At 61.6% G+C, this 11,440-nt stretch carries 11 protein-coding genes; 3 read left to right on the forward strand and 8 right to left on the reverse strand.

What is annotated here, in order from left to right; all coding sequences use genetic code 11:
• Positions 1–232: 232 nt before the first annotated feature.
• From EYC95_RS28440 to EYC95_RS28450, 3 genes are all read right to left on the reverse strand, one after another.
• Entirely contained in the window at positions 233–2,581 is a 2,349-nt protein-coding gene (locus EYC95_RS28440; protein WP_131063286.1) for an FdhF/YdeP family oxidoreductase, read from the reverse strand.
• Positions 2,578–3,417 (reverse strand): formate dehydrogenase accessory sulfurtransferase FdhD, encoded by an 840-nt coding sequence (fdhD, locus tag EYC95_RS28445; protein WP_131063287.1) that lies wholly within the window; start codon positions 3,415–3,417, stop codon positions 2,578–2,580. The genes EYC95_RS28440 and fdhD overlap by 4 nt, the downstream gene beginning before the upstream one ends.
• Before the next feature lie 94 nt (positions 3,418–3,511).
• Positions 3,512–4,399: a LysR family transcriptional regulator gene (locus tag EYC95_RS28450; protein WP_131063288.1), complete on the reverse strand. Its 888-nt coding sequence runs from the start codon at positions 4,397–4,399 to the stop codon at positions 3,512–3,514.
• A gap of 137 nt (positions 4,400–4,536) precedes the next feature.
• Here EYC95_RS28450 and lysM point away from each other — a divergent pair, with 137 nt between their 5' ends.
• A complete protein-coding gene (lysM, locus tag EYC95_RS28455) occupies positions 4,537–4,986 on the forward strand; it encodes a peptidoglycan-binding protein LysM (protein ID WP_131063289.1) in 450 nt (149 codons plus the stop codon).
• A gap of 155 nt (positions 4,987–5,141) precedes the next feature.
• Here the strand turns inward: lysM and yrfG are convergent, their stop codons facing one another.
• Positions 5,142–5,804, reverse strand: coding sequence for a GMP/IMP nucleotidase (gene yrfG / locus EYC95_RS28460; RefSeq protein ID WP_131063290.1), 663 nt, complete (start codon positions 5,802–5,804; stop codon positions 5,142–5,144).
• Positions 5,805–5,893: 89 nt separating this feature from the next.
• On the opposite strand from yrfG, the gene nudE reads away from it, so the two are divergent.
• Together nudE and cysQ are read left to right on the forward strand one after the other, a co-directional pair.
• Positions 5,894–6,460, forward strand: coding sequence for an ADP compounds hydrolase NudE (gene nudE / locus EYC95_RS28465; protein WP_109627374.1), 567 nt, complete (start codon positions 5,894–5,896; stop codon positions 6,458–6,460).
• Positions 6,457–7,284: a 3'(2'),5'-bisphosphate nucleotidase CysQ gene (gene cysQ / locus EYC95_RS28470; protein WP_131063291.1), complete on the forward strand. Its 828-nt coding sequence runs from the start codon at positions 6,457–6,459 to the stop codon at positions 7,282–7,284. The genes nudE and cysQ overlap by 4 nt, the downstream gene beginning before the upstream one ends.
• 158 nt (positions 7,285–7,442) lie before the next feature.
• On the opposite strand, the gene EYC95_RS28480 is transcribed toward cysQ, so the two are convergent.
• The 4 genes from EYC95_RS28480 to EYC95_RS28495 form a co-directional block, all read right to left on the reverse strand.
• Complete coding sequence (locus EYC95_RS28480) at positions 7,443–7,898, reverse strand: YiiD C-terminal domain-containing protein (RefSeq protein WP_131063292.1); 456 nt, start codon at positions 7,896–7,898, stop codon at positions 7,443–7,445.
• A 40-nt stretch (positions 7,899–7,938) separates the two neighbouring features.
• Complete coding sequence (locus tag EYC95_RS28485; protein WP_131063293.1) at positions 7,939–9,333, reverse strand: sigma-54 dependent transcriptional regulator; 1,395 nt, start codon at positions 9,331–9,333, stop codon at positions 7,939–7,941.
• Positions 9,330–11,138 carry an ATP-binding protein gene (locus tag EYC95_RS28490; protein WP_131063294.1) on the reverse strand — a complete coding sequence of 603 codons (1,809 nt, stop codon included), beginning with the start codon at positions 11,136–11,138 and terminating at the stop codon, positions 9,330–9,332. Before EYC95_RS28490 ends, EYC95_RS28485 begins: the two co-directional genes overlap by 4 nt.
• 36 nt (positions 11,139–11,174) lie before the next feature.
• On the reverse strand, positions 11,175–11,440 hold a 266-nt coding region (locus EYC95_RS28495; protein WP_165557523.1), incomplete at its 5' end, for a sugar nucleotide-binding protein.

Below are 11,440 nucleotides of genomic sequence, written 5' to 3' on the forward strand. Positions count from 1 at the left end.
AGTGTTTTTCGCCGGTCTTTAGCTACTTCGGACAGGCCGTTTTTGTGAAAAAACGGCCTTTTTTGTGGGCGATTGGAAAGTTACCGAATGGTTCCGATCATGTATTGCCATGTCGGACGCCTTCGCGGGCAAGCCTCGCTCCTACAGGTTCTGTGTCGTACGCATTTTCGTACATGACACGGATTCTGTAGGAGCGAGGCTTGCCCGCGAAGAGGCTAGACCTGCAGTCGCTTTAAGCCGACTTGGCCAAAATCAACCCAGTCTCACTCGCCATTTCCAATCGAATCGCCACAAACTTCGACGTCGGCGTATGGCTGCCATCCCCAGTGCTTTCCAGCGGCACCAGCGGATTCACTTCTGGATAGTAAGCAGCCGCCTGCCCCGCAGGAATATCAAACGCCAGCAGCGTGAACCCCTTCACCCGACGCTCGCGCCCATCATCCCAGATCGAAACGATGTCAGCCTTCTGCCCAGGCTTGAACCCCAGGCGAATAATGTCGGCTTCATTGACGAACAACACATCCCGCTGACCTTTCACCCCACGATAACGGTCATCAAGCCCATATATCGTGGTGTTGTACTGATCGTGAGAACGCATCGACTGCATGATCAGATCCGGCAAAACGCCCGTGGCGCGGGTGCGTTCGTGTACTAGGTCTTTAGGCAGCACGTTCGCCCGGAAGTTGGCGCGCCCTGACGGGGTGTTCCACTTGCGCGCACCGGCGCTGTTGCCGAGGTAGAAACCGCCAGGGTTTTTGACCTTCTCGTTGAAGTCACGGAAGCCCGCAATGGTATCGGCGATCAGGTCGCGGATGCGGCTGTAATCGGCCACCAGCCAGTTCCAGTCCACCGGTTTGCTGCCCAGGGTGGCGGCAGCGATGCCGGCGATGATCGACGGCTCGGAACGCATCTGGTTCGACAGCGGCTGCAACTGGCCGTTGGAGGCGTGGACCATGCTGAACGAGTCTTCGACGGTCACCGCTTGCGCGCCTTCGGTCTGGATGTCGATGTCGGTTCGACCCAGGCATGGCAGGATCAGCGCGTCTTTCCCGTGGGCCAAATGGCTGCGGTTGAGCTTGGTGCTGATCTGCACGGTCAGGTCGCAATTGCTCAGGGCCTGGAAGGTGCGTGTGCTGTCCGGGGTCGCTTGGGCGAAGTTGCCGCCCAGGCCGATGAAGACTTTCGCACGACCATCGGCCATGGCGTGGATCGCCTCGACCACGTTGTGACCGTTTTCACGCGGCACCTTGAACTGGAAGCGCCGCTCCAGGGAATCGAGGAACGCCACCGGCGGGCGTTCGTTGATGCCCATTGTGCGGTCGCCCTGCACGTTACTGTGGCCACGCACTGGGCACAGACCGGCGCCCGGCCGGCCGATGTTGCCGCGCAGCAGCATCAGGTTGGCGATTTCCTGGATGGTCGCTACCGAATGGCGATGTTGGGTAATGCCCATGGCCCAGCACATGATCACGTTCTTGCCTTTGGCGTACATGCGCGCCGCTTGCTCGATTTCCACCAGGGTCAGGCCGGACTGCTCGACGATCTGCGCCCACGGTGTGTCGTCGATGGCGCCCAGGTATTCCAGGACGTTGGCGCTGTGTTCATTGAGGAAGTCGTGATCGAAGACCGAAGGCTGGCCAGTCTGCTGCGCTTCGCGCTCCCAATGCAGCAGGAATTTCGCCATGCCGCGTAGCAGCGCCATGTCACCGCCCAGCGCTGGACGGAAATACGCCGTGTTGGTCGGCTTGTCGCCATTGGTGAGCATTTCGATCGGGTGCTGCGGGTGCTGGAAGCGTTCCAGGCCACGCTCTTTCAGCGGGTTGACGCACACCACTTGAGCACCGCGTTTCACCGCTTCGCGCAGCGGTTCGAGCATCCGCGGGTGGTTGGTACCCGGGTTCTGGCCCCAGACAAAAATCGCATCGGCGTGTTCGAAGTCGTCGAAGGTCACGGTGCCTTTGCCGACGCCGACACTTTGCGCCAGCGCCACGCCGCTGGCCTCGTGGCACATGTTCGAGCAGTCGGGGAAATTGTTGGTGCCGTAGGCGCGCACGAACAGCTGATACAAGTACGCCGCTTCGTTGCTGGCGCGGCCCGAGGTGTAGAACTCGGCTTGATTCGGGCTCGACAGCCCTTGCAAGTGCTTACCGATCAGCGCGAACGCCGCTTCCCAGCTGATCGGCTTGTAGCGATCGGTTTCGGCGTCGTAGCTCATCGGCTCGGTCAAGCGGCCCTGATACTCGAGCCAATAGTCGCTCTGTTCCAGCAACGAGCTGACGCTGTGCTTGGCGAAGAACGCGCCGTCGACACGCCGTTTGGTCGCTTCCCAGTTCACCGCTTTGGCGCCGTTCTCGCAGAACGCCACCATGCCGGCTTCGTTGGAATCGCCCCAGGCGCAGCCGGGGCAGTCGAAGCCGCCGTTCTTGTTGGTTTTGAGCATCATGCGCAGGTTTTTCAGCGCATTGTCACTGGTCAACCAGGCCCGGGCAACGCTGGCCAGTGCGCCCCAGCCACCGGCCGGGCCTTTGTAGGGCTTGTAGCGAGGGACGGGTTTCTGGTCGGCTTGACGGTGTTGACTCACGCTTGATTCTCCAATGCCGGGCTGTAGACCCGCGGCGCATTCTTCTGGGGCAGATGGATAAGGTTTAAGTTATGGCGGCGGGCCCATTGCACGGCAAGGCCCGTGGGCGACGACAGGCTGACGAGGGTCTGGATGCCTGCGCGCAACACTTTCTGGATCAATTCGAGGCTGCAACGGCTGGTGACAATCGCCAGGCCACCCTCAGTCGGGATCTTCTGGCGGATCAGCCCGCCAATCAGTTTGTCGAGGGCGTTATGCCGACCGATGTCTTCGCGGCCCAGCAGCAATTCGCCCTGACCGTTCATGAACACTGCCGCGTGCACCGCGCCGGAGTACTGGCCAAGAGGTTGGAACGCGCCGATGCGCTGACGCAAACCATCGAGCCATTCGGCGGGCGGCAAGGGTGCGCCGGCCAACACCTTGAGGTCTGGCAACGCCTGCTCGACCGCCTCCACGCCACAGAGCCCGCAGCCGCTGGTGCCGGCCATTTGCCGACGCTGCTGCTTGAGGTTCCAGAACGCGCGGTTGGCGATGGTCACTTGCGCGAATTGCGCCGAGCCAGAGCCGCTGAGTTGCAGGTCATAGATGTCGGATACGTCTTCGATGATGCCGCTGCCGAGGCTGAACCCGACGATGAAGTCTTCCAGGTCCGTCGGGGTCACCAGCATCACAGCCTGACTGATGCCGTTATAAGCGATCGCCAACGCGACTTCTTCGGCGAGCGCGGTGCTGGCCGATTCGGTGTATTGAAGATCGCTGTAACTGTACGTCTGGCTGGCAGCGGGCGCGGGCGTGTCGAGGGCTGGCGCCGCGCAAACAGGGCGCTTGGTGTTCATGAGGCATCACCGACGGTTTAGTCAGCTTTAAGCCTATGCGCGTCAAGTTGTCACGTCTAATCGCTATTACTGATCCGTTGATAGATGGCGTCGATCAAGAGGCCATTAGCGATTGTTGATAAATCGCAAAACAGGCTTCTGCCAATGCTGATCTAGGGGCACTGCGGCGCATGATCAGCCCCAGCCGGGCAAGGGTCTGGGCGTTTTCGATGGGTTGCAGGCGCAAGTGATCGGTCAGGTTTTCCAGGCCGCCCTCCAGCGGCATCACTGCGCAGCAGAGACCGCCGTGTACCGCTTGTAACAATTGGTGGACGGCATCGGTTTGCAGAAGCGGTTGTGGCGTCAGGCCACGGCTGTGGAAGTTGTGGTCAATGGACTGGCGAAAATGCATGCCGCTGGTGAGCATGCCCAGCGGCAATTCGATCAATGACTCCCAACTCAACGGTGCCTCGCCGAAGCTGAAGAAGCGCTGATCGTAAAGCAAGCCCATGCGGGTTTCGCTGAAGGCCAGGGAGTCGAAGCGCTCGCCGTCCAGACGCTCTAGATATGACACGCCGAGGTCCAGGCGATTGTTCGCCAGCTGTTCGAGGATTTGTTCGGAACTCAGGGCCGAGAGTTCAAAACGCAGGTTCGGGTGCTCGGCATGCAGGCGTTGCATTAAAGGCAGCGGGTCGAAACTCGACAGCGGCACCACGCCCAGCCTGAGTGTGCCGACCAGATTGCCGCGACAGGCGGCAGCCTCGGCCTGCAAGCCGTCGTAGGCCGCCAGCACCGTACGCGCCCACGCCAACACACGCTCGCCCGGCGCGGTGAAGCCCTCAAAGCGCTGGCCGCGATTGACCAGTGGAAGATCCAGTTCTTGTTCGAGGCTGCGCAAGCGCATGGACAGGGTCGGCTGGGTGATGTGACAGCGCGCCGCGGCCTGGCCGAAGTGCCGTGTTTCGTCGAGGGCGATGAGGAATTTCAGCTGCTTGATGTCCATCTTCGCTCCAGGGCGCGGTGAAGGAGGGGATTCTAGCGCTTGCGCCAGATCAACGTCATTGGTCGGGTTGGAACCGGGGGTTACCAGCTTGGTCTAGTCTTTTGCGTCTGGAACCTAAAACCCAAGGAGAGCAAACGATGAGCCTTTTCAGTTTTCTAAAAGAAGCCGGTGAAAAAATTCTCGATGCGCTGACGCCGGACAAGGCCGAAGCCAACAGCGAGGCGCTGACCAAGCACATAAAGGACGCCCTGACGGGGATCGACACTTCCAAGATCCAGGTGAAGGTCGAGGGTGAAAAAATCATTGCCACCGGCGAAGCCGCCAGCCAGGAAGAGAAGGAAAAAATCCTTCTTGCACTGGGTAACGTGGCCGGTATCAGTGGTGTTGATGACCAGATCACGGTGACCGGACCGGTGGCCACACCCGCGAAGTTTGTCACGGTTGAGAAGGGCGACACGCTGAGTGCCATTTCCAAGCGTGTGTATGGCGATGCCAACAAGTACAACAAAATCTTCGAGGCTAACAAACCGATGCTCAAGCATCCGGACAAGATCTATCCGGGTCAGTCGTTGCGGATTCCTGAGTAACCCTCGACACCGTGTAATGGCCTTCGCGGGCAAGTCGGATCGCCGCACCGCTCGCTCCTACAGGTCCATGTCGTGCGCGAATATTGCGTACACACTGAACCTGTAGGAGCGAGCGGTGCGGCGATCCGACTTGCCCGCGAAGCAGGCGATAAGGTCTAAAGCCCTGCAATAAGCTCCCGATAATCCCCCACTGCCGCAAACTCCGCCGTGTCCTTCGGCCCCTTGCGACTGTCCGGCTCACTCACCGCCAACAAATGCGCCACCCCAAAACTGCGCGCACTGCGCAGGATCGGCAACGTATCGTCGATAAACAGGCTACGCGCCGGGTCGAAACCGATGTCGGCCTGCAACGCCTCCCAGAACTGCGGATTCTCCTTGGGAAAACCGTAGTCATGCGAGCTGATCAACCGCTCGAAGTAGGGCGCCAGTTCAATCCTTTCCAGTTTCAATGACAGCGAATCACGGTGCGCATTGGTGATCATCACCACGCGCTTGCCCGCCTGTTTGATCGCCGCCAGAAACGTGTCTGCATCCGGGCGCAGGGCGATCAGGTGAGCAGTTTCCAGCTTCAGTTCACGCACCGACAGCTTCAGCTCGGCGCTCCAGAAATCCAGGCAATACCACTGCAACTGACCGGCGTTGCGCTCGAACAGCGGCTGCAATTCCATCTCGGCCATGGCTCGGCTTACTCCGTGCAACTCGGCGTAACGCTGAGGCAGGTGCTCCATCCAGAAATGGTTGTCGTAGTGCAGGTCCAGCAGCGTGCCGTCCATATCCAGCAGAACGGTGTCGATGTCGCGCCAGGGCAGCAGGGACATAAAAAACTTCTCCAGCGGTAAAAGGATATCCGAGGTCAACAATCAGGATAGGCCGGGTATAGTAACCCGCTATCGCCAAGGAGCCTTTTATGCGCCAGAAACCCACCGTACTTGCCCGCGAGATCGTCGCCACCAGCCGTTTGTTCTGCGTCGAGGAGCTGAAGCTGCGCTTTTCCAATGGCGTGGAGCGCACCTACGAGCGTTTGGTCGGCAAAGGCGCCGGGTATGGCGCGGTGATGATCGTGGCGATGCTCGATGCGGATCACGCCGTACTGGTCGAAGAGTATTGCGGCGGCACCGATGCCTATGAGTTGTCGTTGCCCAAAGGCTTGATCGAGCCGGGCGAGGACGTGCTGGCGGCGGCCGAGCGTGAGCTCAAGGAAGAAGCCGGGTATGGCGCGCGGCAGCTGGAGCACCTGACCGAGTTGTCGTTGTCGCCCGGTTACATGAGCCAGAAGATCCAGGTGGTGCTGGCCACCGATCTGTACGAAGAAAGCCTGGAGGGCGATGAGCCCGAGCCGATGGGCGTGGACAAGATCAACCTGCGCGAGTTGTCGGCCCTGGCGCAGAACCCGCGATTCACTGAGGGTCGTGCCTTGGCGGCGCTGTACCTGGCCCGTGATCTGCTGACTCAGCGCGGGGTATTTCTGCCATGAATTTCCCGCATCCGTTGATGGCGCCGGTGGTTGAACTGGCGTTGAAGGCTGGCGAAGCGATTCTGCCGTTCTGGCGCTCAGGCGTGGTGGTTACTGCAAAGTCTGATGATTCTCCGGTCACTGCAGCAGACCTGGCCGCTCATCATTTGATTCTGGATGGGCTGACGGCGCTGGACCCGAGCATTCCGGTGCTGTCCGAAGAAGACGCCAACATTCCCCTGAGCGTGCGTGCCGGCTGGCAGCGCTGGTGGCTGGTCGATCCGTTGGACGGGACCAAGGAGTTCATCTCTGGCAGCGAGGAGTTCACCGTCAACATCGCGCTGATCGAGCAAGGCCGGGTGGTGTTTGGCGTGGTGTCGATGCCGACCAACGGGCGCTTTTATGTCGGTGGTGCCGGCCTGGGCGCGTGGCGTGGTGATAAAGGTGCCGAGGCGCTGCCGATTCAGGTTCGCGAGGTTCCCGCGCCGGGCGAAGCGTTCACCGTTGTTGCCAGCCGTCGGCATTCAAGCTCCGAGCAGGAACGCTTGCTGGCCGGGTTGAGCGCCAGTCTGGGTGAACTGCAACTGGCGAACATCGGCAGTTCATTGAAGTTTTGCCTGTTGGCGGAAGGCGCGGCGGATTGTTATCCGCGCCTGGCGCCGACTTCGCAGTGGGACACGGCGGCGGCCCAAGGTGTGCTGGAAGGGGCGGGTGGCGAGGTGCTGGATTTGAGCGGTGCGCTGTTTTGTTATCCGGCGCGGGAGTCGTTGTTGAATGAGTTCTTCCTGGCGCTGCCGGCGAAGGCTGCATGGCGCGAAAAACTGCTGGAACTTGCGCGTTTCTGATCGGGACGAGATAACTTTCCCCAAAACAAACCAGCTGAGTGAAACCAATGTGGGAGCGGGCTTGCTCGCGAAAGCGGTGTATCAGTCAACATTGATGTTGAAGCTGATGACCCCTTCGCGAGCAAGCCCGCTCCCACAGGTTTTGTGGCTACGCAGGTTTAGCGGTGGAGGACGTACTGCCCGGTAAACCTCACCGCATCGTCATCGCTATCGGCATTGACGATCCGCGAGTGCAACGCCAGCCTCGCCCGTCCATACCGCTGATACGTCGCCAAAAACTTCTTCCACACCACCGCGCTTGGCGCCTGACATATCGCGATCGCGTCCATGGTCACCGGCAGCGGGTAAGTGATGTGCCCTTCATGAATAACGATGTGCCCGCCTTCCACCCCTTCTTCACGCAAACGCAAATGCAGCCAGCCCCAACCGGCCAGCACAGCGCCGCAATACAGGCTGCCGCCGAACATGGTGCTTTTGTGATTGACGTTGGCTTCCAGCGGCAAGTGCAGGCGCAGTTGCTGGTCGTGCCAGTCGAGTACTTTGAGGCCCATGTCCCGCGTCAGCGGAATATCGTGATGGAGGACTGATTCCAGGTGGCGACGGTCGCGGCTCATTCACGGGTCTCTTTTTTGAAGATGTTGATTGGACAGTAGCTCAATCGAGTTCGTCGGTGTGGCTGCTGGCGCCACCGTCGGCGAAGTTCAGGCCATGTTTTCGCAGTTTGTCGTGCAAGGTCTTGCGCGGAATGCCGAGGGCTTCGGCGAGGCTGCGCACGGAGCTGTGAGGGCGCGTCAGTTCGGCAGCGATCAGGCTCTTCTCGAAGTTTTCCACTTGCTCGCTCAGGCCGCCGCTGAACACATCGACGGTCATGCCGGCAGCGCCCTCAGGGGTGTTGTTATCCAGGGCCAGTTCCAGGCCCAGGGCAAAGCGTTCGGCAGCGTTTTGCAGTTCCCGCACGTTGCCCGGCCAGGTGTGGCGCAGCAGCAGGGCGCGCTGCCCCGGTTGCAGTACATGGGGCGGCAAGCCGTGGCGGGCGCTGGCTTCGTCGGCAAAATGCTGGAACAGCATCAGCGCATCTTCGCCGCGCTCACGCAGCGGCGGAATGCGCAGCGGCGCGACGTTCAGGCGGTAATACAAGTCGGCACGGAAGCGCCCCTGATCGGCGGACTGGCGCAGGTCTTCCTTGGTTGCGGCGATGATGCGGATGTCCAGCGGGATCAGCTGATTGCCGCCCAAACGCTCGACGACGCGCTCTTGCAGCAACCGCAGCAGTTTTACTTGCACGTCCAGGCTCATGCTTTCGATTTCATCGAGGAACAAGGTGCCGCCGTTGGCGAATTCGAACTTGCCGATGCGGCGCTTTTGCGCGCCGGTGAACGCCCCCGGCTCGTGACCGAACAACTCGCTTTCCACCACCGACTCGGCCAATGCCCCGGCGTTGATCGCCACGAACGGACCGCTGCGGCGGCTCGACAAATCGTGCAGCGCCCGGGCCACGACTTCTTTGCCGGCACCGGTTTCGCCGAGGATCAGCACGTCGGCCTTGGTCGCCGCCAGCGCGCCAATTTGCTCGCGCAAGCGCAGCATTGGCGCCGATTGGCCGACCAGTCGGGTGCTCAGTTCATTGCGATCGCTCAGGGCCAGACGCAGGCTGCGGTTGTCCAGCACCAAGCGGCGCAAGGCCAAGGCGCGGCGCACGCTGTCGAGCAGCGCGTCACTGGCGAAGGGCTTTTCCAGAAAGTCATAAGCCCCGGCACGCATGGCCTGGACGGCCAGCGGCACATCGCCGTGGCCGGTGATCAGCAGCACCGGCAGATCCGAGTCCTGGGCATGCAGTTCGGTCAGCAGTTCGAGGCCGTCCATCCCTGGCATACGGATATCGCTGACGACCACGCCCGGCCAGTCGCGTTCCAGTTGCCCGGCCAGGCCCTTGGCTTCGGCCAGTGGCAGGATTTTCAGGCCCGCCAGGTCCAGCGTCTGGCTCAAGGCCTGGCGCAGATGGGGATCGTCGTCGATCAGCACGACCTGGATGCGGTTGTCGATGGTCATGCACTTCGGTCCTCGGACGGTTGCAGGCTCACACCCGGTGCGCCTGCGCGCAGCTTCAGGGTAATCAGGGCGCCGCCTTCCTTGTGGTTGGCGAACGACAGTTCACCCCCGAAGGCGCGCATCAGGGTTTCGCAAATCGCCAGCCCCAGGCCAAGCCCCTGGGTGCGGGTCTTGGTGGTGTAGAAGGGCTCGCTGGCGCGACCAAGGGCTTCCATGCAAAAGCCGGGGCCGTTGTCGCGAATGTACAGAGTGACGCCGTCCGCCGTGGATTGGGCACTTAACCAGAGTTTACGCGGCGGGCCTTTTTCGGTCAGCGCGTCGAGGGCGTTGGCCAGCAGGTTGCCGAGCACCTGACGCAGACGGGTTTCCCCCGCCTCTACCCACAACGTGGCAGCCGGTAAATCGCGGATCAACTCGACTTCCATGCTGCGCCGCCGCTTGGCCAGCAACGCCAACGCGTCATCCAGCGCCGGTTGCAGGGCGACGCTTTCCGGCGCATGGCGATCGCGCCGGGCGAAGGCGCGCAGGTGGGCGATGATCGACGCCATGCGCCCGGTCAGCTCGCTGATCAATTTGAGGTTGCCGCGGGCGTCGTCGGTGCGCTGATGATCGAGCAGCACTTCGGCGTTTTCCGCGTAGCTGCGAATGGCGGCGAGCGGTTGATTCAATTCGTGGCTGATGCTCGCGGACATCGTCCCCAGCGCCGATAACTTGCCGGCCTGCACCAGGTCGTCCTGGGCGCGCACCAGTTCCTGCTGGGCGTGTTCGCGCTCCAGCACTTCCTGTTTCAGTCGACGGTTGAGGCCTTCGAGGTCGCTGGTCCGTTCGGCGACCCGGCCTTCCAGCTCGCGCCTGGCCTTGGCCTCGAAGGCGATGCGTTCGAGGTAGTGGCGGCGGCGCTGCATCATCAGGCCGAGCAGCAGCATCAAGACCAGCAACGTCGCGCCGCCAATGGCGACGACGGTGCGCACCGGGCGGTCGATCAGGGTGCGTGGGGCGAGGATGCTGACGTTCCAGCCGGTTTCCGCGATCTGCTGAGTTTGGGTCAGCCAGGCGTTGGGATTGAGCTTCAACGGTTTCGGGTCGCGGGTCGGATACGGCTGAATCGCGGTGATCGCTGTGCTTTCGGCTTCGCTCAAGGGGCGGGTCGAACGGAACCGCCACTCAGGTCGCGAAGTGAGGATGACCACGCCGTTATGGTCCGTCAGCAGCAATTGTTCCGGGGTTTTGCCCCAGAGGCTTTCGGTGTGGTCCAGGTCGACCTTGACCACCAGCACGCCGATGATTTTCTCGCCGTTGCGCACGGCGGCGGCGAAGAAATAGCCGCGTTTGGCCGAGGTCGTCCCCAAGCCGAAAAAGCGTCCGAGCCGCCCGGCCATGGCTTCGCTGAAATACGGCCGGAAGGAAAAATTGCGGCCGACAAAACTGTCGTGTTTGTCCCAGTTGGATGCTGCGAGGGTCTTGCCCGTGGTGTCCATCAGGTACATGACTTCGGCGCCGGTCTGGGCGCTGATGTTCTTCAGCAGGCGATTGGCATTGCCCTGGGTGACGCTGTCGTCCGGTGCCCCGAGTACCGCGCGAAGGGCTGGCAGATCGCCGAGGATCTGCGGCAGCACTTCATAACGGTGCAGCGTGCCCAGCAGGTTGGCGACGTAAAGGTCGAGGGTCTGACGGTTCTGCCCGGCCAGCTCGCTGCGGTAATAACGCTCAGCCAGATGCTCCAGCGGCCACAGCAACGGCGCCAGGCACAGCGCAAGCAGTGCGAGGCTGCGCCAGCGGGGTCTGCGGGGGAGGGTCGGAGTCATGAGCATCGGGCGCCTGTGGGTACAGGCGCATTATGCCTAGGCTTGCTCGGCAAGACACTCGCGCAGCGCGGTTTGCCAGTCAGGCTGACTGACGCCCCATTCGCGTTGCAGGCGACTGCAATCCAGGCGCGAGTTCAGTGGCCGAACGGCCGGTGTCGGATAGTCGCTGGAGGGGATCGGCAGCAGGTTTGCGCAAGGCTTGCCCTGTTCCCGCAGCGCTTCGCCGATGGCCTGGGCGAAACCGAACCAGGAGGTTTCGCCCTGAGCGGTCAGGTGATAAGTGCCCCAGGCACCGGCCTGTC

It is taken from the genome of Pseudomonas sp. BGI-2 (assembly GCF_004310295.1).
In the GTDB taxonomy this organism is placed as follows: domain Bacteria; phylum Pseudomonadota; class Gammaproteobacteria; order Pseudomonadales; family Pseudomonadaceae; genus Aquipseudomonas.

Excerpts from the sequence above, each read along its gene's own strand:
- fdhD (WP_131063287.1), bottom strand. The coding sequence starts at position 3,417 with ATGAACACCAAGCGCCCTGTTTGCGCGGCGCCAGCCCTCGACACGCCC.
- EYC95_RS28450 (WP_131063288.1), bottom strand. The coding sequence starts at position 4,399 with ATGGACATCAAGCAGCTGAAATTCCTCATCGCCCTCGACGAAACACGG.
- lysM (WP_131063289.1), top strand. The coding sequence starts at position 4,537 with ATGAGCCTTTTCAGTTTTCTAAAAGAAGCCGGTGAAAAAATTCTCGAT.
- yrfG (WP_131063290.1), bottom strand. The coding sequence starts at position 5,804 with ATGTCCCTGCTGCCCTGGCGCGACATCGACACCGTTCTGCTGGATATG.
- nudE (WP_109627374.1), top strand. The coding sequence starts at position 5,894 with ATGCGCCAGAAACCCACCGTACTTGCCCGCGAGATCGTCGCCACCAGC.
- cysQ (WP_131063291.1), top strand. The coding sequence starts at position 6,457 with ATGAATTTCCCGCATCCGTTGATGGCGCCGGTGGTTGAACTGGCGTTG.
- EYC95_RS28480 (WP_131063292.1), bottom strand. The coding sequence starts at position 7,898 with ATGAGCCGCGACCGTCGCCACCTGGAATCAGTCCTCCATCACGATATT.
- EYC95_RS28485 (WP_131063293.1), bottom strand. The coding sequence starts at position 9,333 with ATGACCATCGACAACCGCATCCAGGTCGTGCTGATCGACGACGATCCC.
- EYC95_RS28490 (WP_131063294.1), bottom strand. The coding sequence starts at position 11,138 with ATGACTCCGACCCTCCCCCGCAGACCCCGCTGGCGCAGCCTCGCACTG.